Annotated in this window: 22 protein-coding genes; 9 read left to right on the plus strand and 13 right to left on the minus strand. The window is 62.1% G+C overall.

Translation table 11 applies throughout. The features are described from left to right. Positions 1 to 138 precede the first annotated feature (138 nt). The gene (locus tag EGY12_RS15195; protein ID WP_123894479.1) at positions 139 to 975 is read left to right on the plus strand and encodes an N-acetylmuramoyl-L-alanine amidase; all 837 of its coding nucleotides are present in this window, start codon (positions 139 to 141) and stop codon (positions 973 to 975) included. On the opposite strand, the gene EGY12_RS15200 is transcribed toward EGY12_RS15195, so the two are convergent. Next, positions 976 to 1,986, minus strand: coding sequence for an NAD(P)-dependent oxidoreductase (locus EGY12_RS15200; protein WP_123894480.1), 1,011 nt, complete (start codon positions 1,984 to 1,986; stop codon positions 976 to 978). It abuts the gene before it with no gap. 158 nt (positions 1,987 to 2,144) lie between these two features. After that, complete coding sequence (locus tag EGY12_RS15205) at positions 2,145 to 3,584, minus strand: DUF2867 domain-containing protein (protein WP_123894481.1); 1,440 nt, start codon at positions 3,582 to 3,584, stop codon at positions 2,145 to 2,147. Between the two features lie 151 nt (positions 3,585 to 3,735). Between EGY12_RS15205 and EGY12_RS15210 the strand changes: the two genes are divergently transcribed. Beyond that, positions 3,736 to 4,083: a DUF1294 domain-containing protein gene (locus EGY12_RS15210; protein WP_049272998.1), complete on the plus strand. Its 348-nt coding sequence runs from the start codon at positions 3,736 to 3,738 to the stop codon at positions 4,081 to 4,083. Here the strand turns inward: EGY12_RS15210 and EGY12_RS15215 are convergent, their stop codons facing one another. Beyond that, positions 4,084 to 4,911, minus strand: a complete 828-nt coding sequence (locus EGY12_RS15215) for a MurR/RpiR family transcriptional regulator (protein WP_049272995.1) — start codon at positions 4,909 to 4,911, stop codon at positions 4,084 to 4,086. It lies immediately after the preceding gene. A gap of 167 nt (positions 4,912 to 5,078) precedes the next feature. On the opposite strand from EGY12_RS15215, the gene EGY12_RS15220 reads away from it, so the two are divergent. After that, a complete protein-coding gene (locus tag EGY12_RS15220; RefSeq protein WP_123894482.1) occupies positions 5,079 to 6,635 on the plus strand; it encodes a PTS transporter subunit EIIC in 1,557 nt (518 codons plus the stop codon). After that, complete coding sequence (locus EGY12_RS15225; protein WP_123894483.1) at positions 6,632 to 7,327, plus strand: N-acetylmannosamine-6-phosphate 2-epimerase; 696 nt, start codon at positions 6,632 to 6,634, stop codon at positions 7,325 to 7,327. Before EGY12_RS15220 ends, EGY12_RS15225 begins: the two co-directional genes overlap by 4 nt. A gap of 30 nt (positions 7,328 to 7,357) precedes the next feature. Here the strand turns inward: EGY12_RS15225 and ltaE are convergent, their stop codons facing one another. From ltaE to EGY12_RS15250, 5 genes are all read right to left on the minus strand, one after another. After that, the gene (gene ltaE / locus EGY12_RS15230; RefSeq protein ID WP_123894484.1) at positions 7,358 to 8,374 is read right to left on the minus strand and encodes a low-specificity L-threonine aldolase; all 1,017 of its coding nucleotides are present in this window, start codon (positions 8,372 to 8,374) and stop codon (positions 7,358 to 7,360) included. A 75-nt stretch (positions 8,375 to 8,449) separates the two neighbouring features. Next, positions 8,450 to 10,171, minus strand: coding sequence for a ubiquinone-dependent pyruvate dehydrogenase (gene poxB / locus EGY12_RS15235; protein ID WP_049202200.1), 1,722 nt, complete (start codon positions 10,169 to 10,171; stop codon positions 8,450 to 8,452). A 199-nt stretch (positions 10,172 to 10,370) separates the two neighbouring features. Then, positions 10,371 to 11,372: an NADH oxidoreductase gene (hcr, locus tag EGY12_RS15240; protein ID WP_123894485.1), complete on the minus strand. Its 1,002-nt coding sequence runs from the start codon at positions 11,370 to 11,372 to the stop codon at positions 10,371 to 10,373. Between the two features lie 56 nt (positions 11,373 to 11,428). Further along, entirely contained in the window at positions 11,429 to 13,078 is a 1,650-nt protein-coding gene (gene hcp, locus EGY12_RS15245) for a hydroxylamine reductase (RefSeq protein ID WP_123894486.1), read from the minus strand. A 178-nt stretch (positions 13,079 to 13,256) separates the two neighbouring features. Next, positions 13,257 to 14,153: a lysine exporter LysO family protein gene (locus tag EGY12_RS15250; protein ID WP_123894487.1), complete on the minus strand. Its 897-nt coding sequence runs from the start codon at positions 14,151 to 14,153 to the stop codon at positions 13,257 to 13,259. A 187-nt stretch (positions 14,154 to 14,340) separates the two neighbouring features. On the opposite strand from EGY12_RS15250, the gene EGY12_RS15255 reads away from it, so the two are divergent. Continuing rightward, positions 14,341 to 15,999, plus strand: a complete 1,659-nt coding sequence (locus tag EGY12_RS15255; RefSeq protein ID WP_123894488.1) for an ATP-dependent endonuclease — start codon at positions 14,341 to 14,343, stop codon at positions 15,997 to 15,999. Between the two features lie 14 nt (positions 16,000 to 16,013). On the opposite strand, the gene EGY12_RS15260 is transcribed toward EGY12_RS15255, so the two are convergent. Then, a complete protein-coding gene (locus tag EGY12_RS15260; RefSeq protein WP_123894489.1) occupies positions 16,014 to 16,967 on the minus strand; it encodes a VirK/YbjX family protein in 954 nt (317 codons plus the stop codon). A 245-nt stretch (positions 16,968 to 17,212) separates the two neighbouring features. Between EGY12_RS15260 and macA the strand changes: the two genes are divergently transcribed. Both macA and macB read left to right on the plus strand, forming a co-directional pair. Beyond that, positions 17,213 to 18,277 carry a macrolide transporter subunit MacA gene (gene macA, locus EGY12_RS15265; protein ID WP_253722970.1) on the plus strand — a complete coding sequence of 355 codons (1,065 nt, stop codon included), beginning with the start codon at positions 17,213 to 17,215 and terminating at the stop codon, positions 18,275 to 18,277. After that, positions 18,277 to 20,223: a macrolide ABC transporter ATP-binding protein/permease MacB gene (gene macB, locus EGY12_RS15270; protein WP_123894491.1), complete on the plus strand. Its 1,947-nt coding sequence runs from the start codon at positions 18,277 to 18,279 to the stop codon at positions 20,221 to 20,223. The genes macA and macB overlap by 1 nt, the downstream gene beginning before the upstream one ends. An 87-nt stretch (positions 20,224 to 20,310) precedes the next feature. Here macB and cspD read toward each other — a convergent pair whose 3' ends face one another. After that, on the minus strand, positions 20,311 to 20,532 hold the full coding sequence (gene cspD, locus EGY12_RS15275; RefSeq protein ID WP_004928349.1) for a cold shock-like protein CspD: 222 nt from the start codon (positions 20,530 to 20,532) through the stop codon (positions 20,311 to 20,313). Positions 20,533 to 20,888: 356 nt separating this feature from the next. Here cspD and clpS point away from each other — a divergent pair, with 356 nt between their 5' ends. Both clpS and clpA read left to right on the plus strand, forming a co-directional pair. Continuing rightward, positions 20,889 to 21,209 (plus strand): ATP-dependent Clp protease adapter ClpS, encoded by a 321-nt coding sequence (gene clpS / locus EGY12_RS15280; protein ID WP_015671738.1) that lies wholly within the window; start codon positions 20,889 to 20,891, stop codon positions 21,207 to 21,209. A 27-nt stretch (positions 21,210 to 21,236) separates the two neighbouring features. Next, positions 21,237 to 23,516: an ATP-dependent Clp protease ATP-binding subunit ClpA gene (gene clpA / locus EGY12_RS15285; protein ID WP_004928343.1), complete on the plus strand. Its 2,280-nt coding sequence runs from the start codon at positions 21,237 to 21,239 to the stop codon at positions 23,514 to 23,516. Between the two features lie 204 nt (positions 23,517 to 23,720). Here clpA and infA read toward each other — a convergent pair whose 3' ends face one another. The 3 genes from infA to cydC all read right to left on the minus strand — a co-directional run bounded on the left by infA (position 23,721) and on the right by cydC (position 26,539). Next, positions 23,721 to 23,939 carry a translation initiation factor IF-1 gene (gene infA, locus EGY12_RS15290; protein WP_002211347.1) on the minus strand — a complete coding sequence of 73 codons (219 nt, stop codon included), beginning with the start codon at positions 23,937 to 23,939 and terminating at the stop codon, positions 23,721 to 23,723. Positions 23,940 to 24,044: 105 nt separating this feature from the next. Continuing rightward, complete coding sequence (gene aat, locus EGY12_RS15295; RefSeq protein WP_123894492.1) at positions 24,045 to 24,770, minus strand: leucyl/phenylalanyl-tRNA--protein transferase; 726 nt, start codon at positions 24,768 to 24,770, stop codon at positions 24,045 to 24,047. 29 nt (positions 24,771 to 24,799) lie between these two features. After that, positions 24,800 to 26,539: a cysteine/glutathione ABC transporter ATP-binding protein/permease CydC gene (gene cydC / locus EGY12_RS15300; RefSeq protein ID WP_123894493.1), complete on the minus strand. Its 1,740-nt coding sequence runs from the start codon at positions 26,537 to 26,539 to the stop codon at positions 24,800 to 24,802.

Genomic DNA, 26,539 nt, shown 5'->3' on the forward strand with positions numbered 1-26,539 from the left:
CGTGAGCGGCCGCCAGCCGGGAGCAATACTCGCTTGCATATCGGCGCTATCTGTCATCATTTCTCGATGAGCGTGATGATTGGATACAGGTTAACCGCGTGGTGTTACATCTTTCAGGGGCGTAAATCAGGAGGATAAGTGAAAATTTGGCCAGGGATCATCGCCGCCGCGTTGTTGGCGGGGTGCCAAAATCCGCAGCAGGACACGCTCGTCGATCGCGGCGCTTACCAGCTCGAAACCCTGCATCAGGCGCAGGGCGCCGACCAACGCATCCGGTTTTTGGTGATGCACTACACGGCGGAAGACTTCCATTCATCGCTGAAAACGCTGACCGACGAGCACGTCAGCGCTCATTATCTGCTGCCGGCGCACCCGCAGCGCGAGCACGGCAAACCGACGGTGTATCGGCTGGTGCCGGAAGCGATGCGCGCCTGGCATGCCGGCGCCAGCGCCTGGCGCGGCCGCAGCAATCTCAACGACACCTCGATCGGCATCGAAATCGTCAACAAGGGCTTCACGCGCAGCATGCTATTTACTCACTGGCAGCCCTATACGGCGGAGCAGATCGCCGTGCTGATCCCGCTGAGCCGCGACATTATCCAACGCTATGGCATCCAGCCGCAGGACGTGGTGGGGCACAGCGATATCGCGCCGCAGCGCAAACAGGATCCCGGCCCGCTGTTCCCCTGGCGGCAGCTGGCGCAGGCAGGTATTGGTGCCTGGCCGGATGAGCGAGACGTTCAGCGCTTGCTGGCGGGACGCGATCGTCATGCGCCGGTACCGATGGTGCCGCTGCTCGAAAAGCTGGCGAGTTACGGTTATGCGATCGAGCCGTCATGGGATGCGCGGCAGCAGCGCAATGTGCTGGCGGCGTTTCAGATGCACTTCCGGCCCGATGACGTGCGTGGCGAGCCGGATGCAGAGAGTGAAGCGATTGTCGATGCGCTGCTGGTGAAGTACGGCGCGGCGCGTTGATTACAGACCGTGCAGCTTGCCGTGATCTTTCAGCCAGCGGGCGGTGCGCGCGATGCCTTCTTCCAGCGAGACGATCGGCTGATAGCCCAGTTCTTGCTGCGCGCGGGTGGTATCGAGCGTGAGGTCGAAGTTGAGTTTGGCGACGCCGTAGTGGGTCAGCACCGGTTCCTTTTCGCTTTTGCTGCCGAGGCGTTCCATGCCGCGCGCCATCATGTCGAGCATCGGATAGGGGACGGAGCGGATGTGGCATTTCATGCCCAAATCGTCGATCAGCTGCTGCACCACGGTGCGCAACGGACGCGGTTGCTGGTTGGTAATGTTGTAGGCGCGGCCGGATGGCGTATCTTCTTTTAGCGTCGCCAGCCACATGGCGTGCACTGCGTTCTCCAGGTAGGTCATGTCCACCACCGCCGCGCCGCCGCGCGGCAGCAGCAGGTTGCCGTAGCGTTTGATCATCTGCAGCAGCCGCGGCAGCATCACCTTGTCGTGCGGCCCGAACAACCCCTGCGGGCGCAGAATGGTGAAATGGGTCTGCGGATTGGACAGCGCCAACTGCTGAATCACCTGCTCGCCGGCGGCCTTGCTGCGCGCGAATTCGTTGGCGTAGCGCTGCGGGCGGAAGTCTTCGGTCACGTTGCGGTGATGATGGTAATCGAAATAGATCGCCGGGGAAGAGATATGAATGAACTGCGCCACGCCGTAGGCCGCCGCCCATTCGCCGAGGCGGCGGGTAGCGCGGACGTTGGCCAGTTCGAAGGCCTCTTCGGTGCCCCAGGGCGAGGTAAAGCTGGAACAGTGCCACAGTACGTCGACGTCTGCCAGCATCGCCTTGGCCTGCGAAGAGATCAGATTGGTGAGATCGGCATGAATGAACTCCGCGCCCATTTTTTCCAGCAGGCCGCCCATCGCCTGGTTGCGGCCGGTGGCGCGCACTTTGATGCCCTGGCGGCGCAGATATTCAACGGCGTTACGGCCTAACCCACTGGTGGCACCGGTGACCAATACCTTCATAACGGACTCTATTCTCACCCAAAATCGGAATACCGGCGGGCGCTTGCGGCGCTCCCAGCAAATAAGATGCCATTCTTCCGTGATTTCGTGCGCTATGCAATCGGAAAGCCCCGAAGCACAGCGGCAAACTGTGCGGTTGATCGACAAATGAACGGCGTTCAGCGCCGTTGGTGGTCCAGACTCTCGGCAAGCGCGGCGATGCGCTTCGCCATGCCGCGGAAAATGAACAGGTGTGCGGGCATCATGGCAAACCAATACAGCAGCCCGCTGAAGCCGGCCGGATGCCACCAGGCGCGCACGTCCAGCGTGCGGCGATCGCCGTGATCGGTGATGCTGAAGCTCAGCCGCCCCAGCCCCGGCGCCTTCATGCCGAACAGCAGCGCCAGTTGCCGCAGCGGCTTCAGCGTGATGACTTTCCAGCCGTCGATCTCGTCGCCCAGCGCCAGAGTCGTGCGCGCCGGGCGGCCATAGACCACCCCATTGCCGATCATGTCGTCCATGCGGGCGCGGATCCGCCACAGAACATTGGCGTAGAAATAGCCTTCTTCGCCTCCCAGCTGTTGCACTGTTTGCCACAGGGCCTCGCGGGTGGCAGCGGTGTCCAGCGAACAACCGGCCTGTTTCGGATAGTAACCGTAGCCGGGGCGCCAGCGGGCCCGCGCCGCCGGATCGTAGCCCCAGTCGGCGGAGTCGACCACCTCCCGTTCGCGTTGCAGCGTGGTGGCGACCGCCTGCTCAAAGGTGTGCAGCCGCTGTGGGATCAGAGCCTGCAGCGGCCGGCCGTCGGCGGGCAGATCGTGCTTCAACCCTTGGATCAGCGCGCGGGCGATCGGCGTCGGCACCGAGGTGATCAGGCTGATGAACCACACCGAAATCAGCCGCGTCGGCAAGGGGATCGGGATCAGCCAGCGCCGCTTGCCGCTGATGGCGATAAAGCGTTTGAACATATCCTGATAGCTGAGGTATTCCGGCCCGGCAATGTCGAAGATGCGGTGTTCCTGCGCCGGGTGCGCCAGCAGATCGGCCAGATACACCAGCAGGTTCTCCAGCGCTACCGGCGACGATCTCGAGCGCACCCAGCGCGGCGGCGTCAGCACCGGCAGGTTATAGACCATGTCGCGCATCACTTCGAACGCCGCCGAGCCGGGGCCGACGATGATGCCGGCGCGCAGCTCGGTCACCGGCACGCCGCTCTGGCGCAAGATCTCGCCGGTCAGGCGGCGGGCCGCCAGATGTGGCGAGCTGTCGTCATTCGGCTGCAGCGCGCCGAGGAAGATCACCTGTTTCACGCTGGCATTGCGCAGCGCGTCGCGCAGGTTTTCCGCCGCCTGGCGCTCTTTCTCGATAAAATCGTCGCCGTCGCCCATCGCGTGCACCAGATAGTAAAGCGTGTCGATTTCCCACAGCGCCGCACTCAGGGTTTCCGGGCGATACAGATCGACATACAGGCAGTTGACCTGCGGCCAGTTCCGCTCCTGCAGCCACTCGATGCGCCGCGCGGCAGCGGTAATCTGGTGCCCCTGTTCGATCAGGTGTGGGATCAGGTTCTGGCCTATATAGCCACTGGCTCCAAGAACCAGTACGCGTTGGGGTGTCATCGGGCTGCCTTGTACGGTAGAGGGTTAGCTGAACGACAGGATGCCAAATTCAGGGTTTAAATGCACTTTTTGTATGGGTATAAGCCGGTTGCATCCATCATGCCGCAGGTTCACACTACGCGCCCCCTTACCGAACGAAAAACCGGATGTCATGAAGCTCAATGTGATTTGTTACGCCCTGCTGGGCCTGGCGCTGGTCGCCAGCCTGTTCTCGCTGCATCCGGTGTGGATGTGGTTGCTGTTGGCCAACCTGCTGACGTTTCTGATCTACGGCGGCGATAAGCTGGCGGCGCGCAAGGAGTGGCGGCGGGTGCCGGAGGTGACGCTGTTGCTGTTCGGCGCGCTGGGCGGGTGGTTGGGCGCACTGGCGGCACAGCAGCTGTTTCGCCACAAGACCCAGAAACAGCCGTTTAAAACCTGGTTCATCCTCAGCGTGGCACTCAATCTGGTGGCGGTGCTGGGGCTGTGGTACTGGGTTTATGGCCGCTGGATCTTCTGATTACAACAGCAGCGGCAGGGTAGCGCTGGCGGTGGCCTGCATCGCCTGAGCGTAGGCGGGATCGCGCTGAGTCAGTTCGGCGATCATCAATTCCACCAGCAGCATGGCGCCGACCTTGGCCGGCAGGGCGCCGGCAGTCAGCGGCCCTTCCGGTTTGGCCGCCACCAGCAGCGTATCCGCCAACTTGGCCAGCGGGCTGCGTTGGGTGTTGCTGACGGCGATCACGCGTGCGCCGCGCCCTTTGGCCAATGTCACCGCATGCAGTACGTCCTTGGTGGAGCCGGAGCTGGAGATGACGATCAACAGATCCCGCTCACTCAGCGAAGCGGCGTTCATCGCCGCCCGGTGCATGTCGCTGAACAGCTGCGCCGGTTTACCGAGGCGCAACAGTTTGTAGTGCAGGAAATCGCCGATGATGGCGCTGGCGGCAACGCCGTAAATTTGTACCGAAGCGCAACGCTGCAGGCTGTCCGCCGCCTGTTGTAGCGCCTGCGGATCCAACAGCGCGCCGGTATCCCGCAGCGCCTGCACGCTCTCCTCCACCAAATTTTCCGTTGCGCTTTGCCGCGTCGTCGCCTCCGGCTGGTTTTGTTGCAGGCTGAGGGCCAGCGCCATTTTAAATTCGGTATAGCCTTTACAGCCCAGATGGCGGCACAGCCGCGTGACGCTGGCTTCGCTGGTGGCGCTTTCACGCGCCAGTTCGGTGATGGTCAGGTAAACGGCGCGGGAGGGCTCCGCAAGAAGATAATTGCCGAGCTTTTGCAGCGTGGGGCTGTACCCCGCCAAATCCTGCCGCAGCCGCAATAACAAGTTGCCTGTATTCATCACGTTACCTTTCTGAGTATTCCCGTTTCTATTGTGGCGGAAAGACGCCGCCGCTCGCCAGCGAAATCGACGGATTGTGAAGCCGATCATCGTTATGAATAAAATTTTCATTAAATTAATTTTAATGTGGTAAAAATTTTCATCATAAAAATGATAGCGGGGAAAAATTTATGTCAACACCAGAATTGTCACGCTCCGGCGGCTGGTTCGAAAAAGCCCAGCTGTTCGGCAAATCGTTCATGCTGCCGATCGCCGTGCTGCCGGCGGCCGGCCTGCTGCTGGGGATCGGCGGTGCGCTGTCCAATCCCAATACCGTTGAGGCGTATCCCTTCCTCAACGTCGGCTGGCTGCAAAGCGTATTTACGGTGATGGCCAGCGCCGGCGCCATCGTGTTCGCCAACCTGGCGGTCTTGTTCGCGGTCGGCGTGGCGGTGGGGTTGGCCAAAAGCGACAAGGGCACGGCGGGGCTGGCCTCGCTGATCGCCTATCTGGTAATGAACGCCACCATCAATGCGCTGTTGAAAATCAACGGCACGCTGGCCACGCAGAACGCCGGCGCGGTGGGACAGGGAACGATTCTCGGGATCCAGACGCTGGAGACCGGGGTGTTCGGCGGGGTGGTCATCGGTTTGGTGACCTGGTATTTGCACGGCCGTTACAACAAGATAGCGTTGCCGCCGTTCCTGGGCTTTTTCGGCGGCTCGCGCTTTGTGCCGATCGTCAGCTCGTTGGCGGCGATGGCGGTCGGCGCCCTGATGACCGTGGTGTGGCCGCATTTCCAACGGCTGATCTTCGGCATGGGCGGGCTGGTGGACGCCAGCGGCTATCTCGGCACCTTTATCTACGGCTTCGTGTTGCGCATGCTCGGGCCATTCGGCCTGCATCACATCTTCTACCTGCCGTTCTGGACTACCGCGCTCGGCGGCAGCGAAGTGATAAACGGACAGCTGGTGGAGGGTACGCAGCGCATTTTCTTCGCCCAGTTGGCCGATCCGAATACGCAGCAGTTCTACATTGGCACGGCACGTTTCATGTCCGGCCGCTTTATTACCATGATGTTCGGCCTGGTCGGCGCCTGCCTGGCGATGTACCAAAGCGCTCGCCCGGAGAACCGCAAACGCGTCGGCGGGCTGCTGCTGTCGGCGGCGCTGACCTCTTTTCTGACCGGCATCACCGAACCTATCGAATTCTCGTTCCTGTTTGTCGCGCCGGCGCTGTACGTGGTGCACGCGCTGTTCGATGGCCTGGCGTTCACGATCGCACACATCTTGCATATCACCATCGGTCAGACGTTCTCCGGCGGCTTTATCGATTTCATGCTGTTCGGCGTGCTGCAGGGCGAAGCGAAAACCCACTGGATGTACGTACCGCTGGTTGGGGTGCCCTGGTTCTTCCTGTACTACTTCACGTTCCGTTTCCTGATCCTGCGCTTCAATTTCAAAACGCCGGGGCGTGAGGTGGAAACCGCGCCGGAAGCGGTGATGACCGGCACCGAACGCTCGCAGCAGGTGCTGGCGGCGCTGGGCGGCAAAGAGAATATCGTCGAACTGGATTGTTGCGCCACGCGGCTGCGCGTGACGGTAAAACAGAGTCGGTTGCTGGACGAAAGCGGGCTGAAGGCCAGCGGCGCGCGGGCGGTGATCGTTCGCGGCAACGGCGTTCAGGTGATCTACGGCCCGCACGTCACCATCATTAAAAATGAAGTCGAGGAGTTGTTGGATTTATGACGCTTTCCATTTTGCAGCAGATTAAGGGGCGGCTGGTGGTGTCTTGCCAGGCGTTGGACGACGAGCCACTGCACAGCGATTTTATCATGGCGCGCATGGCGCTGGCGGCCGAGCAAGGTGGTGCGGCGGCGATCCGCGCCAACGGCGTCGAAGACGTCAAAGCCATTATGCGCACGGTGGCGCTGCCGGTGATCGGCATTATCAAGCGCGATTATGCGGGCAGCGATGTCTATATCACGCCGACCCTGCGTGAAATCGATGAGCTGATGGCCGCGGCGCCGCAGATGATTGCGCTGGACGCGACCGGCCACCTTCGGCCAGGGGAGCTGCAACTGGCGGAATTGGTTGCCGCGATCCGCGCAAGGTATCCCCGGCTGCTGTTGATGGCAGACATCGCCACCGTAGAAGAAGCGCAAGAGGCTGCCAGGTTGGGGTTCGACTGCGTGGGCACCACGCTGCACGGCTATACCGCCGAAAGCCGGGGCGCTCGACTGGCGGAGGATGACTTCGGTTTTCTGCGCGCGGTGCTGGCGGCGGTGCCGGTGCCGGTCATTGCCGAGGGCAATGTCGAAACGCCGGCGATGGCAGCACGCTGCCTGGCGCTGGGGGCGCATGCGGTCGTGGTGGGCGGCGCCATTACGCGCCCGCAGCAGATCACCCGCCGTTTTGTCGAGGCCATCGGCGGGCGGTGAAGGGCTCCCCGGCGCGCCGGGGAGGGGGGATCAGGCGTGCTGCTGGAGGAACTCCCGCCACAGCTCGACCACCCGCTGCAGATCCTGACGGCTGACGTCGAGGTGGGTCAGAATGCGCGTCAGCGGGCCGCTGCTGATCAGCACGCCGCGTTCGCGCATCCACGGGCCGAATTTGGCCGCCAGCGCCGGTGATTGGCGCAGGTACAGCACGTTGGTCTGTGCGCCGGGTTCGGCGACCTCCACGCCGATCTGCCGCAGCTGTTGCTCCAGCCAGACCGCGTTGTCATGGTCTTCGCGCAGCCGTGCGACGTTATGCTCCAGCGCGTAGAGGCCGGCCGCCGCCAGGATGCCGGCCTGACGCAGCCCGCCGCCGGTCATCTTGCGCCAGCGCAGCGCGCGCTGAATGAAGGCCTCGCTGCCGCACAGCAGCGATCCGACCGGCGCGCCCAATCCTTTCGACAGGCAAATGGTGAAGGTGTCGCAGTATTGCACGATCTCTTTTAGCGGCAGGTTCAGCGCCACGGCGGCGTTGAAGATACGCGCGCCGTCGATATGCAGCGCCAGCTGCCGCTCGCGGGTAAACTGCCACGCCTGCTGCAGGTAGGCCTGCGGCAGAACTCGGCCGCTGATGGTGTTTTCCAGGCTCAGCAGCCGGGTGCGGGCGAAGTGGATATCGTCGGGTTTGATGGCGGCGGCGAGCTTGTCCAGCGGCAGCGTGCCGTCCGCGTCGGCCTCGATCGGCTGCGGCTGGATGCTGCCCAGCACCGCCGCGCCACCGGCCTCGTATTTATAGTTGTGCGCCTGTTGGCCGACCAGATACTCGTCGCCGCGCTGGCAGTGGCTCAGCAGCGCCACCAGGTTGGCCTGGGTGCCGCTGGGCAAAAACAGCGCCGCTTCTTTGCCCGACAGGCGTACCGCCTCGGCCTCCAGCGCGTTGACCGTCGGGTCATCGCCGTAGACGTCGTCGCCGACCTCTGCCTGAGCCATCGCCTGGCGCATGGCGGCGCTGGGGCGGGTGACGGTGTCGCTGCGTAGATCGATAAGCATAGGGTTCCTGGAATATAAGGGAGAGGAAAAGGGTACATGGCATCATATACCCTTTATTTCACCGGGGCAGCTTGCTTAGCGCAGCCAGTTGGTCTTCGCCAGCTCGACCACTTCGTCGCCGCGGCCGTTGATGATGGCGCGCAGCATGTAGAGGCTGAAGCCTTTTGCCTGTTCAAACTTGATCTGCGGCGGCATCGCCAGCTCTTGCTTGGCGGTGACCACGTCCAGCAGCGCCGGGCCGGGGTGCGCCAACATCTCCTGCAGCGCGCCGTCCAGCTCCGAGGCTTTTTCCACGCGGATGCCCTTGATGCCGGCGGCGTTGGCGATCGCCGCGAAGTCCGGGTTATGCAGGTCGGTACCGTCGGTCAGGTAGCCGCCGGCCTTCATCTCCATCGCCACGAACCCCAGCACGCTGTTGTTGAATACCACGATTTTCACCGGCAGCTTGAGCTGCGCCAGCGACAGGAAATCCCCCATCAGCATGGTGAAACCGCCGTCGCCGCACATGGCGATCACCTGTTTATCCGGCGCGGTGGCCTGGGCGCCGATCGCCTGCGGCATGGCGTTGGCCATCGAACCGTGATTGAACGAACCGAGCAGGCGGCGCTTGCCGTTCATTTTCACGTAGCGGGCGGCCCACACCGTTGGCGTGCCGACGTCGCAGGTAAAGATGGCGTCGTCGCTGGCGTACTGGCTGAGCTGCTGCGCCAGATACTGCGGGTGGATCGGCTGGTCGTCGTTGGCGGTCGCCAGCCCGTCGAGATCCTTGCGCGCGTTGCGGTAATGCTCCAGCGCCTTGTCGAGGAACGCCCGGTCGCGCTTCGGCTCCAGCTGCGGCAGCAGAGCGGTGAGGGTGGTATGGATGTCGCCCACCAGCGCCATGTTGACCGGACAGTGCGCGCCGATGCTGCCGGGATTGATGTCGATCTGGATGATGTTGGCGTTGGTGGGGTAGAACGCGCGGTAGGGGAACTGGGTGCCGAGCAGCACCAGCGTGTCGGCGTTCATCATCGCGTGATAGCCGGAGGAGAAGCCGATCAGCCCGGTCATGCCGACGCTGTAAGGGTTATCCCACTCGATATGCTCTTTGCCGCGCAGCGCATGCACCACCGGCGCCTGCAGCAGCTCGGCCAGCTTGACCACCTCATCGTGCGCGCCGGCGCAGCCGCTGCCGCACATCAGGGTGATGTTCTTCGCTTGATTCAGCGTCTCAGCCAGCTTGTTCAGCTCGCTCATCGGCGGCTGCACCAGCGGTAGCGCCGGGGTATGCCAGGTCAGGGTCGCATCTTCCGGCGCCATGCGCAGCGCCACGTCGCCCGGCAAGACCACCACCGAGACGCCGCGGTTGAGGATCGCCTTGCGCATGGCGATCTCCAGCACGCGCGGTAGCTGTTCCGGGTTGGAGACCAGTTCGCAATAGTGGCTGCATTCGCGGAACAGCTCCTGCGGATGGGTTTCCTGGAAGTAGCCGCTGCCGATTTCGCTGGAAGGAATGTGCGCGGCGATCGCCAGCACCGGCACATGGTTGCGGTGGCAGTCGAACAGGCCATTGATAAGATGCAGGTTGCCGGGGCCGCAGGAACCGGCGCACACCGCCAGCTGGCCGGTGAGCTGGGCTTCGGCGCCGGCGGCGAAGGCGGCCACCTCTTCATGGCGGGTGCCCAGCCATTCGATGGTGCCCATGCGGTGCAGGCTGTCGCTGAGGCCGTTGAGTGAATCGCCGGTCACGCCCCAAATGCGTTTTACGCCGGCTTGATCCAGCGTTTTGGCGATCAGTGTGGCTACGGTTTGCTTCATGGTTCCCCCAAACATGGTTTGAAAAACGATGTGTACTCGATCCGGTGAGTGGCAGCAGAACAACTGCAAGCATAGCTTACCGGCTGTGGACGAGATGCGGTCAGGAAGGGTAAAGAGCGTAGGACGGAAGAAAGTGTAATCGGGCGGAGATGGGGGAGCTTGCCGATAAATGCCCCATTGCGGCGATGGGGCCTGGGGATCACGCCAATGTGACGTCGCCCTGCAGTTGGCAACTGCAGGCCAGCACGTAGCCTTGTGCTACCTCTTCCGCGCTCAGCGTCATGGTGCTGGTGGTGGTGTAGTCACCCTCGAGGATGCGGGTTTTGCACGAGCCGCACACCCCGGCGCGGCAGGCGGCGTTGACCGGCAGGGCATTGGCCTCCATCGCCGCCAGCAGCGTGCTGCCGACCGGCACGCGGAATTCGCGCAGCGGGCGAGCGGCGCGCAGCGTCAGTCCTTCAGTGGCATCGGCCTGCGCTGTCGGCGTGTGGAACTGCTCTTTATGGAAACGCTCGGCCGGCACGCCGAGCCGGCGGCAAAGCTGCTCTACCTGTTCCATGTAGGGCGCAGGGCCGCAGGTCATCACCATGCGTTCGGCGATATCCGGCGCCGCCTGCCGCAGCGTCTGTTCATCGATGCGGCCGCGGAGGTAACCGGGTTGCAGATCCTGCTCGGCCATCAGCGTCAGGCGCAGCTGCGGATGAGCGGCGCACAGCGCGCGCCATTGATCGGCGAAAACCGTGTCGGCGGGGGTGCGTACGTTAAAGATCACGGCGATATCGCAGGCCGGACGGTTGGCGGTCAGCCAACGGCACATCGAGACGATCGGCGTCACGCCGCAGCCGGCGGCCAGCATCAGATAACGATCGGCCGGGTGACGCTCGCAGCTGAACTCGCCCTGCGCGTCGGACAGCCACAGCGTGTTGCCGGGTTTGACCTCTTGTGTCAGCCAGCGCGATCCGACGCCGCCTGGCAGGCAGCGCACGCTGATGCTGAGAAAGCGGCTCTGGCCGGGCGAGGAGGAAAGCGTATACGCGCGCAGTGTCTCCTCGCTGTTGCGGATGCTGACCAGCGCAAACTGGCCCGCCTGATAAGGGTAGAAAACGTCGCAGATCAGGTTCAGCGTCCAGACGTCGGCGGTTTCACGCTGGATGGAATGCACCTGCATACGGTTCGGACAAAGCGGAGTGGGTTGAGTCATCGGGGCACCTCAAAAAGCAAAGGGGCCGGCGCAGGCGGCCCCATAACGTAACGGCATCAGGCGAGTAGCGCGTTGATATCCTGCTCGACGGTGGTGATAGGACGCAGGCCAAATTTCTCGTTGAGGATCGCCATCAGGTTGTCGGTCAGGAAGCCTGGCGCGGTCGGGCCGGTAACGATGTTTTTCACCCCCAGCGACAACAGCGTCAGCAGAATGACGATCGCCTTTTGTTCAAACCACGACAGCACCAGGCTGAGCGGCAGATCGTTGACGCTGCAGCCGAGCGTGTCGGCCAGCTTGACCGCCAGCATGATGGCGGAGTAGGCGTCGTTGCACTGGCCGACGTCCAGCAGGCGCGGCAGCCCTTCCAGCGTGCCGAAGTCCAGTTTGTTGAAACGGTACTTGCCGCAGGCCAGCGTCATGATCAGGCAGTCTTGCGGCACGCTGCGGGCGAAGTCGGTGAAGTAGCTGCGCTCGTCGCGGCTGCCGTCGCAGCCGCCGACCAGGAAGACGTGGCGCAGTTTTTTCTGCGACACCAGATCGATCACCGTGTCGGCGGCGTTCAGCAGCGTCTGGCGGCCGAAGCCGACGGTGATCAGGTGCTCTATCTCGGTATAAGGGAAGCCGTTCATGCCCTGCGCCTGGCGGATCACGGCGCTGAAGTCGTCGCCTTCCAGGTGGTTGACGCCCGGCCAGCCGACGATGCTGCGGGTCCAGATGCGATCGCCGTAGTTGCCGACGTTCGGATCGATGATGCAGTTGGAGGTCATCACGATCGGGCCGGGGAATTTGGCGAATTCCGTCTGCTGGTTCTGCCAGCCGCTACCGTAGTTGCCCACCAGATGCTTGAATTTTTTCAGTTCGGGATAGCCGTGCGCCGGCAGCATTTCGCCATGGGTGTAGACGTTGACGTTTTGTCCTTCGGTTTGTTCCAGCAGCATGCGCAGATCTTTCAGATCGTGGCCGGAGATCAGAATGGATTTCCCGGCCACCGGGCGCACGTTAACCGCGCTGGGCTGCGGATCGCCGTAGGCCTGGGTTTCGCCGCGATCGAGGATCGCCATCACGTTGAAGTTCATCTTGCCGATGCCCATGGCGTTGTTCAGCAGGGTGTCGACGTCGCGCGGCCGGGTGCCGAGCCAGGCCATAAAGGCGTGGTAGTCGGCATAGAGTTGCTCGTCGAACTGGCCGAGCACGTGCGCGTGTTCCATATAGGCCGCCGCGCCTTTCAGGCCGTACAGGCATAGCATGCGCAGCCCGTGGACGTCGTCGCCGACCTCGGCCTTGTCGCTGTTGAGGGCAAACTGCGCCGCCTGTAGCAGCAGCGCAGGCATATCGTCACCGGCCAGCTGCAGCGCCGCCATCGGGTGATCGACGCGCACGCCGGCGTCCAGCAGCCGGCAACGGGCGGCCAGCGAATCGCGCAGCAGCAGGGTTTCCCGCGCATAACCGATAATGCGCTGGGAGTCGAAGTTGACGTTGGTCAGGGTGGAGAAGAAGGCACGTGGGGCGAAGCTGTCGATCTCATGATCGACGATGCCCAGCGAGCGCGCCTGCAGCGCCCAGGCGGAGAGACCCTGCAACGCCGCCACCAGCAGATCCTGTAGATCGGAGGTTTCCGCCGTCTTGCCGCACATGCCCTGAGCATACGCGCAGCCGTTGCCTGCCGGGGTACGGATGGTTTGTTCACATTGCACACAGAACATAGTCGCTTCCTTTATTTTAAAGTTGCATATTAAATGCCTGTTTAAAAGCATAGATCGGCGATCGGGGTTGCAAAAGGCTTTTGTGCGACTACTGCGGGCAAGTTTGATTTAGCGCAATTTTGCCGTGCGGATGGGAACTATTACGCTTTGGGGGCCGGATGGCCCCCAGGGGAAAGGATCAGGAGAACAGGGCGATCAGCACCGGCGCCAGCAGGCTCAGCAGGAAGCCGTGCACGATGGCGGGTGGGACCATATCCAGTCCGCCGCTGCGCTGCAGCACCGGCAGGGTGAAGTCCATCGAGGTGGCGCCGCACAGGCCGAGGGCGGTGGAGCGGCTGCGGAGCACCAGCGTTGGGATCAGCATAATCGCCACCAGCTCGCGCGCCAGATCGTTGAAGAACGCGGCGCTGCCCATCACCGGGCCGTAGGCGTCGGTGATCAGAATGCCGGACAGCGAGTACCAACCGAAGCCGGAGGCCATCGCCAACCCGGCCTTGACCGGTAACCCCAGCAGCTGCGCCGCCAGCGCACCGCCGGCCAGAGACGCGACGGTCACCACCAACGCCACCAGCGTGCCGCGGCGGTTGAGTACGATCTGGCGCAGCGTCATGCCGCTGTTGCGCAGCTGAATACCGACCAGCAACAGCAGGAAGATCAGCGCATATTCGCTGCCTTTATGGGCGAACTGCAGCCATTGCCACTGCGTCAGGCCGAGCAGGAAGCCGCCGAGCACCACGCCGCACAGCTTGAGCGACTCCAGCGCCATGTGCACGCGCGAAGGCAGCTTTTCCTGTTTATGGCTGCTGCGCCACGGCATGCGCCGTTCCAGCAGCGCCAGCAACAGCAGATTGGCGCAGAGAATGCAGAGGAAGAACACCGCGCTGTATTGGAAAATCAGCACCAGGTTGCTGCTGAGATCTTCCATGAACGCCAGGCTGATACCCATGAAAAACAGGATCACGTACACCATCCAGCTCAGCAGCCGGTTGATCAGCACCAGCAGCGGGCGATGGCGTAAGGGAATGAGGTAACCGACAATCAGCGGTAACAGAATAATCAACAGTCCTGAGTACATGGTGCAGCTTGTGTCCTTGAGTTTTGAAGCGCGCCGAACGGCGGCGAGGAGCACACGCTAACCAAAAGCCCGGCCGGAGTAAAGCGGCAGATTTGACGTTGGCCGCTTGACCTGCAAGGGGTTTTTTGACCATGCTCTGTGAAGGTCACCTCATTGAAGAGGCGACGGCGCGCACGGGAGGCGGCGGATGTTCTTGGAGCGTATTGAAATTGTAGGTTTTCGCGGCATTAATCGGCTGTCCCTGATGCTGGATGACAACACGCTGTTGCTCGGCGAAAACGCCTGGGGTAAATCCAGCCTGCTGGATGCGCTGACGCTGCTGCTGGCGCCGGAGCAGAAACTGTATCGGTTTGAAGCGCATGACTTTCATTTCCCCCCCGGTGAGGAGTCGGCCAAAGAGCGCCATCTGCAGGTGGTGTTCACCTTCTGTGAAAAAGACATCGGCCATGCGCACCTGCCGCGCTATCGCCACCTGACGCCGCTGTGGGTCAAGGGCGAAGATGGCCTGAGCCGCATTCATTACCGCTGCGAGGGTGAACTGGCGGATGACGGCACGGTGTGCACCTGGCGCGGTTTTCTCGACGCCGACGGCAACGCCTTTCAACTGCACCATATTGAACAGCTGGCCCATGCCATCATCCGCATCCACCCGGTATTGCGTTTGCGCGACGCGCGCTTTATTCGCCGCCTGCGCCCCAGCAGCCTCGGCGATGAACGCAAACCCGATACCCAGGCGCTGGCGCAGCAGCTGGATCAGCTGACGCGCGAGCTGGTGCGCAATCCGCAAAAACTGACCAATGGCGAGCTGCGTCAGGGCCTGGCGGCCATGCAGCAGCTGTTGGAGCATTACTTCGCCGAGCAGAGTTCGCAGGTGGCGCGACCGCGCCGTCGCGGCGGCGAACCGGAGCAGGATGCCTGGCGTGCGCTGGACGGCATCAACCGCATGGTGGCCGAACCGAACAGCCGCAGCATGCGCCTGATCTTGCTCGGGATGTTTTCCACCCTGCTGCAGGCCAAGGGCGACGTCAAGCTGGATCCGCATGCCCGGCCGCTGCTGTTGGTGGAAGACCCGGAAACTCGCCTGCACCCGATTATGCTGTCGGTGGCCTGGGGGTTGCTCAATCAACTGCCGCTGCAGCGCATCACCACCACCAACTCCAGCGAACTGGTGTCGCTGGTGCCGGTGGAACACGTCTGCCGGCTGGTGCGCGAGTCGGGGCGGGTCGCGACCTACCGTCTCGGGCCGCGCGGGCTGAGCGCCGAAGATGGGCGGCGTATTGCGTTTCACATCCGTTTCAACCGCCCGTCGTCGCTGTTCGCCCGCTGTTGGCTGCTGGTGGAGGGCGAGACCGAAGTGTGGCTGCTGAACGAGCTGGCGCGCCAGTGCGGTTACCATTTCGAGGCTGAAGGGGTGAGGGTCATCGAATTTGCCCAATGCGGCCTGAAGCCGCTGCTGCGCTTTGCCCGCCGCATGGGCATCGAGTGGCATGCGCTGGTGGACGGCGACGAGGCGGGCAAAAAGTACGCCAATACCGTGCGCAGCCTGCTGGACAATCATGAAGACAACGAACGCGATCGGCTGACCGCGCTGCCGGCGCCGGACATGGAGCACTTCATGTTCCGCGAAGGGTTCGGCCCGGTTTATCACCGAATGGCGTCGGTGCCGCTCAACGCACAGATGCCGGTGCGCAAGGTGATCCTGAAAGCGGTCCACCACTCGTCGAAGCCGGATCTGGCGATCGAGGTCGCGCTGCAGGCCGGCGAGTGGGGCACGGATTCGGTGCCGCCGCTGCTGAAGAAAATGTTCTCACGGGTGATCTGGCTGGCGCGCGGCCGGGCGGACTGACGGCCCGCTGGGCGTTATCGGGCGCTGAAATGCGCCGCCAATCCCTGTTCCAGCTCGTCCAGCAGCTGATAGCGGCGGCGATACTCGGCGCGCTTCTTGCTGGCAATCTCTTCGATCGGCTTGCGAGCGATGCGCTCGGGCAGCAGGAAATAGCCGCTGTCGAGCGCTTTGGCGCCCATCGACAGCCAGAACTGATCGTAATCGGCGTGCAGCTTGTCCTTCTTCTTGCTCTGGTAACGCCAGTTTTGATAGATATGGGTAGCGTTGCCGACCGCCACGATCTGGCGGATGCCGAGATGCCGCGCCAGCGTGCAGATGCCTTCCAGCACCAGCCGTTTGGGGAACAGGCCGTGACACTCTTTGGTGGTGTGCTGGATCTCGGCGTGCGGTACCTCATGGTTTGCGCCCTGCAGGCCGCCGATGAACAGCGTCGGCTGCTGCTGATAATGCATCAGTGCAAAGGTGATCTCTGCCAGCATCACACCGTTGGCGTTGCGCAGCAGCAGCGTGGCTTCCCCTTCTTTATTCAGTTTGTCGATCGCCGCCAGCTCCAGTGTGATCGGCGCTTCGTTTTTGCCCATCGCGCTGGCCAGCACGAAAGACTGCGGGCCGAGGTGGCCGAGGCGCATCTTCAGCGGCATGCGCTGCGCGATGAGATCGTAATGATCGCGCAGGGCGAACAGGCATTCGATCTTGCTCATGTTGGCCGCCAGATACGGACGATGCAATTTGCACGGCAGGTTCGGCTGCGCGTTCAGGATCTCTTCCAGCAGCGGATTGCTGGCCAGAGTGCTGAGCAGACCGCTGGTGGTGCGCCAGTTGAGCAGCGAACGGCCGAGAAACTTCAGGCGAAACGAGGGCTTTTTCCAGGCGTTGCTCGGTGCCTTTTCGCCATTGATCAGCGCCGTCATCAGTTGCCAGCCGTTAAGCGGCCGGGCAGAGGCGAGTGGGTAGCTGAGCTGTGACATGATGAAATCCTTGGCTGTATTGAATGGCGCTATTTCATCAAGGCTTCACTAAACGGGAGTTCAATGCTGAACTGTAACCAAGCGTGTCTCCACATTGTGTTGAGCTAAGGTTTAGTTATTCCCTACGGTGCGTGTTAATTTAGCTCCGCCGCCGCAATGGGCGGTGGATATTCACAAGCACAGGCAGGTCAATTTTGACAGGGTTTAAAGGACATAAACGCCGCTGGATACTCGTTCTGGCGGTTATCGCGGCGGTTGCCGCGGCGGCCGTTTGGCATTTTCGCCATCCGGCGCCAACCGATTTCAAAACGGTAAAAGTCACCAAGCGCGATCTGCAGCAGAACGTGTTGGCGACCGGCCAGTTGGACGCGGTGCGCAAGGTTGACGTCGGCGCGCAGGTCAGCGGGCAGTTGGAAAAGCTGTATGTCGAGATCGGCGACAAGGTAACGAAAGGCCAGTTGCTGGGGATCATCGATCCGCAACAGGCGCAGAACAGTATCCGCGAAGGGGAGGCGACGCTGCGCGAATTGCATGCTCAGCTGCTGCAGGCGCAAGCCGAACAGCAACTGGCGGCGGTCACGCTGCAGCGCAACCAGGCGTTGGCCAAGCTGCAGGCGGTGTCGCGCCAGGATCTGGATCAGGCGGCGACGCAGCTGGCGGTGAAGAAGGCGCAGGTGGGTACCATCAATGCGCAAATCGCGCGGAACCAGGCCAGCCTGGATACCGCCAAGATCAACCTGGCCTATACCCGCATCGAAGCGCCGATGGATGGCGACGTGGTGCAGATCACTACACTGCAGGGCCAGACGGTGATCGCGGCGCAGCAGGCGCCGAACATTCTGACGCTGGCGGATCTTGGCACCATGCTGGTGAAGGCCCAAGTGTCGGAGGCCGACGTCATCAACCTCAAGCCGGGTCAGAAGGCCTGGTTCACGGTGCTGGGCGATCCGACCCGGCGCTTCGACGGCGTGCTGAAAGACATTCAGCCGACGCCGGAAAAGGTCAACAACGCCATCTTCTATTATGCGCGCTTCGAAGTGCCCAACCCGGAAAGGCTGTTGCGCTTGCAAATGACGGCGCAGGTGCATATTCAGCTGGCTGGCGTCGAGCAGGCGTTGGTGATCCCGCTGGCGGCGCTGGGCGATCAGATCGCCGACAATCGCTACCACGTCTCGGTGCTGAAACAGGGTAAGGAAGAGAAGCGCGAGGTGGCCATCGGCCTGCGCAACAATATCGACGTGCAGATCCTCAGCGGGCTTGAGGCGGGTGATGAGGTGATCGTCAGCCGCGGCGGCGTGGAGGCCGGCTGATGGCGGCGCTGTTGCAACTGAGCGGCATTCGCCGCAGCTACCGTTCCGGCGAGCAGACGGTGGAGGTGCTGAAGGGGATCAGCCTGAGCATCGAAGCCGGTGAAATGGTGGCGATCATGGGGGCCTCCGGTTCCGGCAAATCGACGCTGATGAACATTCTCGGCTGTCTGGACAAGCCGAGCGCCGGCGTGTATCGGGTGGCCGGGCAGGATGTGGCGACGCTGAGCGACGATGCGTTGGCGCAGCTGCGGCGCGAGCATTTCGGCTTTATCTTTCAGCGCTATCATTTGCTGCCGCACCTGAGCGCGGCGCACAACGTCGAAGTGCCGGCGGTGTACGCGGGGCTGGGCAAAGCGGCGCGGCGCGAACGGGCGGTGGCGCTGTTGCGGCGTCTGGGGCTGGGGGAGCGCGTCAACTACCGGCCGAGCCAGCTTTCCGGTGGCCAGCAGCAGCGCGTCAGTATCGCCCGCGCCCTGATGAACGGCGGGCAGGTGATCCTGGCGGATGAACCGACCGGCGCGCTCGACAGCCACTCCGGCGAAGAGGTGATGGCGATCCTCAAACAGCTGTGCGCCCAGGGCCACACCGTGATCCTGGTGACCCACGATCCGGCGGTGGCGCGCCAGGCTGAGCGGATCATCGAGATCCGCGATGGCGAGATCATTGCCGACTCGCGCCCGGCACCGCAGGAGAATGCGCAGGCCAAACCGCTGGCGCTGGCCGCCGCGGCGGCTTCCTGGCGGCAGATGGGCGGCCGTTTCCGCGAGGCGTTGGTGATGGCATGGCGTGCGATGGCGGCCAACAAGATGCGCACCGCGCTGACCATGCTCGGCATCATTATCGGCATCGCCTCGGTGGTGTCGATCCTGGTGATCGGCGACGCCGCCAAGCAGATGGTGCTGGCGGACATCAAATCCATCGGCACCAACACCGTCGACATCTACCCCGGCAAGGACTTCGGCGACGACGATCCGACCTACCGGCAATCGTTGAAATACGGCGATCTCGATGCGCTGCGCGAACAGCCTTACATCAGCGCGCTGTCGCCGAGCATCAGCAGCAGCATGCGGCTGCGCTTGGGCAACGTCGACGCGGCGGCCAACGTCAACGGCGTCAGCGAGCAGTTCTTCCGCGTGTATGGCATGAGCTTTACCCAGGGCGTCGGCATCGATCCGCTGCAGGTGCAGTCGCAGGCGCAGACGGTAGTGATCGACGCCAATACCCAGCGGCGGCTGTTCCCGCACCAGAAGAACGTGGTGGGCGAAGTGATCCTGGTGGGCAACATGCCGGCGACGGTGGTTGGCGTGGCCAAGGAAAAGCAGTCGATGTTCGGCAGCAGCAAGACGCTGAACGTGTGGGTGCCTTACAGCACCATGGCCAACCGGCTGATGGGCAACAGCTACTTCGATTCTATCACCGTGCGTATCCGCGACGGCTACGACAGCAAGGAAGCGGAACAGCAGCTGTCGCGCCTGTTGACGCTGCGCCACGGCAAGAAGGACTTCTTCACCTATAACATGGACAGCCTGGTGCAAACCGCGGAGAAAACCACCCGCACGCTGCAGCTGTTCCTGACGCTGGTGGCGGTGATTTCGCTGGTGGTCGGCGGCATCGGCGTGATGAACATCATGCTGGTGTCGGTGACCGAGCGCACGCGCGAGATCGGTATTCGCATGGCGGTGGGGGCACGCTCAGGCGACGTGTTGCAGCAGTTCTTGATCGAGGCGGTATTGGTCTGTCTGGTGGGGGGCGCGCTGGGGATTACGCTGTCGTTCGCCATCGGCCTGGCGGTGCAGCTGGTATTGCCGGGCTGGCAGATCAGCTTCCCGCCGGCGGCGTTGCTGAGCGCGTTCCTTTGTTCCACCGGCATCGGCGTGGTGTTCGGCTACCTGCCGGCACGCAATGCTGCGCGGCTGAATCCGATCGATGCGCTGGCGCGCGAGTAAGTAAAAGGCATAAAAAATGCCAGTCACACGGCGGCTGGCATTTTTATCGCAGTCACGGTCGGTGCAGCGCGACGCTGCCGGAAGCGTTTAGGACAGCGCCTCGCTTTCCACCGGCACAATAAGGCTGGCATGGTTCCCTTTTGGCCCTTGATGCACGTCGAAGCTGACCTGCTGGCCCGCCTTCAACGTTCTGTAACCATCCATCTTGATGGTGGAATAATGCGCGAAAATATCTTCGCCACCGCCGGCTGGGCAGATGAAGCCAAAACCTTTGGCGTTGTTAAACCATTTAACAGTACCCGTCTCCATGCTTTTACATCCCTCGCAACGCTATTTTAAGTGAGATGAATAACTGATTTCGCACCCGCCGTGGGCGGGTAGCAGCGTGGACAAAGGGTGGTTAAAAGACCACCAGCCACGAATTTACACTCTAGAGCAAATGATCGGGCCGTCAAGGGATCGGCTTTTGTCGGCGGGGAGCAGTTCACCAAAGTTTGAAGCAGGTAACGCTATTGCCACGATTCAGTCACAATTGGCCCGTTTTTTTGCGCACGTTACAGTGCGGCGGGACGCAGCCGAAGATGATAAAATAGTAATTATCCCCCACTTTGAATAACCGAAACCTGCCCCCATATAAGAGGGCAGAGCAGAGAAGATGAGCAGCGATGGGCAATAGCAACGACTGGCTAAACTTTGAACACTTGGCCGAGGAAAAACAAATCGATGCGGTAAAACCGCCGTCTATGTATAAAGTTATACTTAACAACGACGATTACACACCGATGGAATTTGTGATTGACGTTCTGCAAAAGTTCTTTTCTTATGATATTGAACGCGCAACGCAACTGATGCTCACGGTCCACTATCAAGGTAAGGCGATCTGTGGTGTTTTTACCGCCGAGGTGGCGGAAACCAAAGTCGTCCATGTGAACCGGTACGCAAGGGAGAACGAGCATCCGTTGCTTTGTACGCTGGAAAAAGCCTGAATAAGGCAATCTATTGGGGAGGTGCTTATGCTCAATCAAGAACTGGAACTCAGTCTCAACATGGCGTTCGCCAGGGCGCGTGAGCACAGACACGAGTTTATGACCGTGGAGCACCTGTTGCTGGCGTTGCTGAGCAACCCTGCCGCGCGAGAAGCGCTTGAGGCATGTACGGTGGATCTGGCTGCGTTGCGCCAGGAGCTGGAAGCCTTCATCGAACAAACCACACCGACGCTGCCCGCCGGCGAAGAAGAGCGCGACACTCAGCCGACGCTCAGCTTCCAGCGCGTGTTGCAGCGTGCGGTCTTCCATGTGCAATCTTCCGGCCGCAGCGAAGTGTCCGGCGCCAACGTGTTGGTGGCCATCTTCAGCGAGCAGGAGTCGCAGGCGGCCTATCTGCTGCGCAAACACGACGTCAGCCGTCTCGATGTGGTGAACTTCATTTCACATGGCACGCGTAAAGACGAGCCGGGCCAAGCACCGAATGCGGAAAACCCGGTGAACGAAGAGCAGTCCGGAGGGGAAGACCGTATGGAAAACTTCACCACCAACCTCAATCAGTTGGCCCGTGTGGGCGGCATCGATCCGTTGATCGGCCGCGATCGTGAGCTGGAGCGCGCGATTCAGGTGCTGTGCCGTCGTCGTAAAAATAACCCGCTGCTGGTCGGGGAATCCGGCGTCGGCAAGACCGCCATCGCCGAAGGCCTGGCCTGGCGTATCGTGCAGGGCGACGTGCCGGAAGTGATGGCGGACTGCACGCTGTATTCGCTGGATATCGGCTCACTGCTGGCCGGTACCAAATACCGCGGCGACTTTGAGAAGCGCTTCAAAGCGCTGCTCAAGCAGCTGGAACAGGATCAGAACAGCATCCTGTTCATCGATGAAATTCACACCATCATCGGCGCCGGCGCGGCTTCCGGTGGGCAGGTGGATGCCGCCAACCTGATCAAACCGCTGCTGTCGAGCGGTAAAATCCGGGTGATCGGCTCGACCACCTACCAGGAATTCAGCAACATCTTCGAAAAGGATCGCGCCCTGGCGCGCCGTTTCCAGAAGATAGACATCACCGAGCCGACGGCGGAAGAGACCGTTCAGATCATCAACGGCCTGAAGGCCAAGTATGAAGCGCACCACGACGTGCGTTATACCGCCAAGGCGATCCGCGCCGCGGTGGAGTTGTCGGTGAAATACATCAACGATCGTCATCTGCCGGACAAGGCGATCGACGTGATCGACGAAGCGGGCGCCCGCAGCCGGTTGATGCCGGCCAGCAAGCGCAAGAAAACCGTCAACGTGGCCGATATCGAATCCGTGGTGGCGCGCATTGCCCGCATCCCGGAGAAAACCGTGTCGGCCAGCGATCGCGACGTGCTGCGAAATCTGGGCGATCGTTTGAAGATGCTGGTGTTCGGCCAGGATCAGGCGATCGAAGCGTTGACCGAGGCGATCAAGATGAGCCGAGCCGGTCTGGGCCACGAGCGCAAGCCGGTCGGTTCCTTCCTGTTCGCCGGGCCTACCGGGGTCGGGAAAACCGAGGTCACCGTGCAATTGGCCAAGGCGATGGATATCGAGCTGCTGCGTTTCGACATGTCCGAGTATATGGAGCGGCATACCGTCAGCCGTCTGATCGGCGCGCCTCCAGGCTATGTCGGTTACGATCAGGGCGGGCTGCTGACCGATGCGGTGATCAAGCATCCGCATGCGGTGGTGCTGCTCGATGAGATCGAGAAGGCGCACCCGGATGTGTTCAACCTGCTGCTGCAGGTGATGGACAACGGGACGCTGACCGACAACAACGGCCGCAAGGCGGACTTCCGCAACGTGATCCTGGTGATGACCACCAACGCCGGTGTGCGGGAAACGGAACGCAAATCGATCGGCCTGGTGCAGCAGGACAACAGCACCGACGCGATGGAAGAGATCAAGAAGGTGTTTACGCCGGAGTTCCGCAACCGTCTGGACAACATCATCTGGTTCAACCATCTGTCTACCGAGGTGATCCAGCAGGTGGTCGACAAGTTTATCGTCGAACTGCAGGCGCAGCTGGATGCGAAGGGCGTCTCGCTGGAAGTGAGCGACGAAGCGCGCGACTGGCTGTCGGTGAAGGGTTACGACCGTGCGATGGGCGCTCGTCCGATGGCGCGCGTCATGCAGGAAAACCTGAAGAAACCGTTGGCCAACGAACTGCTGTTCGGCTCGCTGGTGGATGGCGGATCCGTGAAGGTCGAGCTGGACAAGGACAAGAAACAGCTGACCTACCACTTCCTCAGCGCCGCCAAACGCAAGGCGGACGAGGGCGCGGTGCATTAAGGCCGCCTTCAGGCAAAGAAAAAGCGATGCTTCGGCATCGCTTTTTTATGGGTGAGATTCACCATACAACAGAAATGAGTGAGCCCTCTCAGTTTACCTGCGCACCTGCAACCCGTTATGTAACGTCGCTGCGGGGGTAAACGGAAAGGGCTCCCGAGGGATTACATCCTCGATGCCGCCAGCGTGTGGCGCGCGGTGAGCCGATTAACGGCTACGGAAGACAATGCGGCCTTTGCTCAGGTCGTACGGGGTCAGCTCTACAGTGACTTTGTCGCCCGTCAGGATGCGGATATAGTTTTTACGCATTTTACCGGAGATGTGTGCGGTTACCACGTGCCCGTTTTCCAATTCAACGCGGAACATGGTGTTCGGCAGCGTATCAAGAACGGTGCCCTGCATTTCAATATTGTCTTCTTTGGCCATCGAATCCTCTAGGTCTAACTACCTTAGTTTTTAACCGGCAAGATAATGCCGAAAAACCCCCATTATGTAAAGATGTGTCGGTGAACATTGCACCGTTTCCACCAATTAGTTTACTGGAGAGGGCGGTTCAGCCGGCTGTGGGGATATGACTTGCGGCTCCCAGCACGCCGACGCCAAAGGCCGCCGTTGAAGGGTGCTGAGCTGCTGCAAAAATTGACGGCGCGGAATTTCACGCGCGCCAAGGCGGGCAGTGTGAGCGTTCAGCACCTGGCAGTCAATCAATTCCCCGCCATAAGCGGCAAAATGGCGGCAAAAGGCCATCAATGCACATTTGGAGGCGTTGGTGACGCGGCTGAACATCGATTCGCCGCAGAACAATGCGCCTTGCGCCACGCCGTACATGCCGCCGACCAGTTGATTATCCTGCCATACCTCTACCGAGTGCGCGTAGCCGAGGCGGTGCAGATGCTGATAGGCACGCTGTACCTCCGGGCCGATCCAGGTGCCTTCATCCGGCCGGTGGGCGCAGGCGGCGATCACCGCGGCGAAGTCGTGATTGAGCGTGATGCGAAACGGATCGTGGCGCAAAAAGCGTTTCAGGCTGCGGTTGAGATGAAACTCTGCCGGAAACAGCACCGCGCGCGGATCGGGCGACCACCACAGGATCGCCTCTCCCGGCGAATACCAGGGGAAGATGCCGCGCTCGTAGGCCGCCAGCAGCCGCGGCGCCGTCAGGTCGCCGCCGATAGCCAGCAGGCCGTTAGGGTCGCGCAGGGCGCCCTCAGGCGAGGGAAACGCCAGCGACTGGGGGGAAAGTTTAACGATGCGCATACAGGCTCTCTGCGTCCTCTACGGGCCGATTACGGCGCCAGGTTGCTGATACGGTTGCGAAAGCGGGCATAGCGGCCCTGCTGATGCATCAGGGTGGCGTGATCGCCCTGTTCGACAATCCGGCCGTCATCCATCACACAAATGCGGTCGAGATGTTCCAGGCCGTACAGACGGTGTGTCACCAGGATCAGCGTCTTGCCCTGGCAATGCCGGCGCAGCAGCGCCAGGATCTGCTGCTCGGTTTCGGCGTCCAGCCCTTCGGTCGGTTCGTCGAGCAGCAGCAACGGGGCAGGGTGCAGCAGTGCGCGGGCGATGCCCAAACGGCGCTGTTCGCCGCCGGACAGCTGCCGGCCGCCTTCGCCCAGCCAGGCGTTCAGCCCGCCGTCGCTGTCCAGCAATTTGCCGAGCCCCACCTGCTGCAGCACCTCGCTCAGGTGAGCGTCGTCGGCGTCCGGCGCGGCCAGCCGCAGGTTTTCCCGCAGCGTATCGCTGAAGATATGCACCCGCTGGCTGACGACCGTGGTCATCCGACGCAGCGTGGTTTCATCATAATCCTCCAGCGGCTCGCCGTTGAGCAGAATTTTTCCGCCGTCGGTGCGCCAGGCGCGGGTCAGCAGTTGCAGCAGGGTGGACTTGCCGCAGCCGGTGCGGCCGAGCAAGGCGATGTGTTCACCGGCCGCGACCTCGAGCGTGACGTCGCGCAGCACCGGCTGCGGCTGGTCGGGGTAGGTGAAACTCAGTTGCTGCAGGCTAAGTTGAGCCCGATCGGCGGCGGCCGGGCCGGCAGCCGGGAAGGTGACCTCCGGCTGACGATCGATGATCTGTTTGACCCGCGTGGCGGAGGCGATCACCTGGCCGAGATGCTGGAAGGCACCGGCGACCGGCATCAGCGCTTCGAACGACGCCAGCGCGGCGAAGACAAACAGCGCGATCAGCGCGCCGGGCTGGGTATCGCCGCCGATGCCGGTGGCGGTCAGCCACAGCAGCAGCGTCACCGTCAGCCCGCTGGCGAGGATCATCAGCGCCTGAGCCTTGCCGCTCAGCGAGGCCTGCTGCCACTGGCGGCGTTGCCACAGCTGTTCGGTGGCGTTCAGCGTTTGGCGGAAGTCGTTGATGGCGCCGAACACCACCAGCTCTGCCTGCCCCTGCAGCCAAGCGGTCAGATCGGTGCGGTACTGGCCGCGCAGGGCCGTAAGCTGGCTGCCGATCGGTTTGCCGGCGCGATAGAACACTGGCGGCACCAGCAGCAACAGCAGCAACAGGATGCCGCCCAACGTCAAGGCGAGCGCAGGATCGAGCCAGCTCAAACCGTAGGTGACCACCAGGATCACCATCGCCGCGCTGATCAGCGGCGAGATCACCCGCAGATAAAGATGATCCAGCGTGTCCACGTCCGCCACCAGGCGGTTGAGCAGTTCGGCCTGGCGGAAACGGGCGATGCCGCCCGGCGTCAGCGGCAGGATCTTGCTGAAGGTGAATACTCGCAGATGCGACAGCACGCGGAAGGTGGCGTCGTGGCTGACTACGCGCTCGGCATAGCGCCCTGCGGTGCGGAAGATTGCCGCGCCGCGCACGCCGGCGGCCGGCAACATGTAGTTGAAGGTCAGCAGGCCCGCCAGTCCGGCCAGCGACGAAGCGGCCAGGAACCAGCCTGATAACGCCAGCAGGCCGATGCTGGCCAGCAGAGTGACGATCGCCAAAAGGATGCCCAGGCTAATCAGCAGGCTATGGCGGCGATACAACGCCAAAAACGGCAGCAAAACGCGCAT

It is taken from the genome of Serratia sp. FDAARGOS_506, assembly GCF_003812745.1.
GTDB lineage: Bacteria > Pseudomonadota > Gammaproteobacteria > Enterobacterales > Enterobacteriaceae > Serratia.

Coding starts and splice junctions, on each gene's coding strand:
- EGY12_RS15200 (WP_123894480.1), bottom strand. CDS start 1,986: ATGAAGGTATTGGTCACCGGTGCCACCAGTGGGTTAGGCCGTAACGCC.
- EGY12_RS15205 (WP_123894481.1), bottom strand. CDS start 3,584: ATGACACCCCAACGCGTACTGGTTCTTGGAGCCAGTGGCTATATAGGC.
- EGY12_RS15210 (WP_049272998.1), top strand. CDS start 3,736: ATGAAGCTCAATGTGATTTGTTACGCCCTGCTGGGCCTGGCGCTGGTC.
- EGY12_RS15220 (WP_123894482.1), top strand. CDS start 5,079: ATGTCAACACCAGAATTGTCACGCTCCGGCGGCTGGTTCGAAAAAGCC.
- EGY12_RS15225 (WP_123894483.1), top strand. CDS start 6,632: ATGACGCTTTCCATTTTGCAGCAGATTAAGGGGCGGCTGGTGGTGTCT.
- ltaE (WP_123894484.1), bottom strand. CDS start 8,374: ATGCTTATCGATCTACGCAGCGACACCGTCACCCGCCCCAGCGCCGCC.
- poxB (WP_049202200.1), bottom strand. CDS start 10,171: ATGAAGCAAACCGTAGCCACACTGATCGCCAAAACGCTGGATCAAGCC.
- hcr (WP_123894485.1), bottom strand. CDS start 11,372: ATGACTCAACCCACTCCGCTTTGTCCGAACCGTATGCAGGTGCATTCC.
- hcp (WP_123894486.1), bottom strand. CDS start 13,078: ATGTTCTGTGTGCAATGTGAACAAACCATCCGTACCCCGGCAGGCAAC.
- EGY12_RS15250 (WP_123894487.1), bottom strand. CDS start 14,153: ATGTACTCAGGACTGTTGATTATTCTGTTACCGCTGATTGTCGGTTAC.
- EGY12_RS15255 (WP_123894488.1), top strand. CDS start 14,341: ATGTTCTTGGAGCGTATTGAAATTGTAGGTTTTCGCGGCATTAATCGG.
- EGY12_RS15260 (WP_123894489.1), bottom strand. CDS start 16,967: ATGTCACAGCTCAGCTACCCACTCGCCTCTGCCCGGCCGCTTAACGGC.
- macB (WP_123894491.1), top strand. CDS start 18,277: ATGGCGGCGCTGTTGCAACTGAGCGGCATTCGCCGCAGCTACCGTTCC.
- cspD (WP_004928349.1), bottom strand. CDS start 20,532: ATGGAGACGGGTACTGTTAAATGGTTTAACAACGCCAAAGGTTTTGGC.
- clpS (WP_015671738.1), top strand. CDS start 20,889: ATGGGCAATAGCAACGACTGGCTAAACTTTGAACACTTGGCCGAGGAA.
- clpA (WP_004928343.1), top strand. CDS start 21,237: ATGCTCAATCAAGAACTGGAACTCAGTCTCAACATGGCGTTCGCCAGG.
- infA (WP_002211347.1), bottom strand. CDS start 23,939: ATGGCCAAAGAAGACAATATTGAAATGCAGGGCACCGTTCTTGATACG.
- aat (WP_123894492.1), bottom strand. CDS start 24,770: ATGCGCATCGTTAAACTTTCCCCCCAGTCGCTGGCGTTTCCCTCGCCT.
- cydC (WP_123894493.1), bottom strand. CDS start 26,539: ATGCGCGTTTTGCTGCCGTTTTTGGCGTTGTATCGCCGCCATAGCCTG.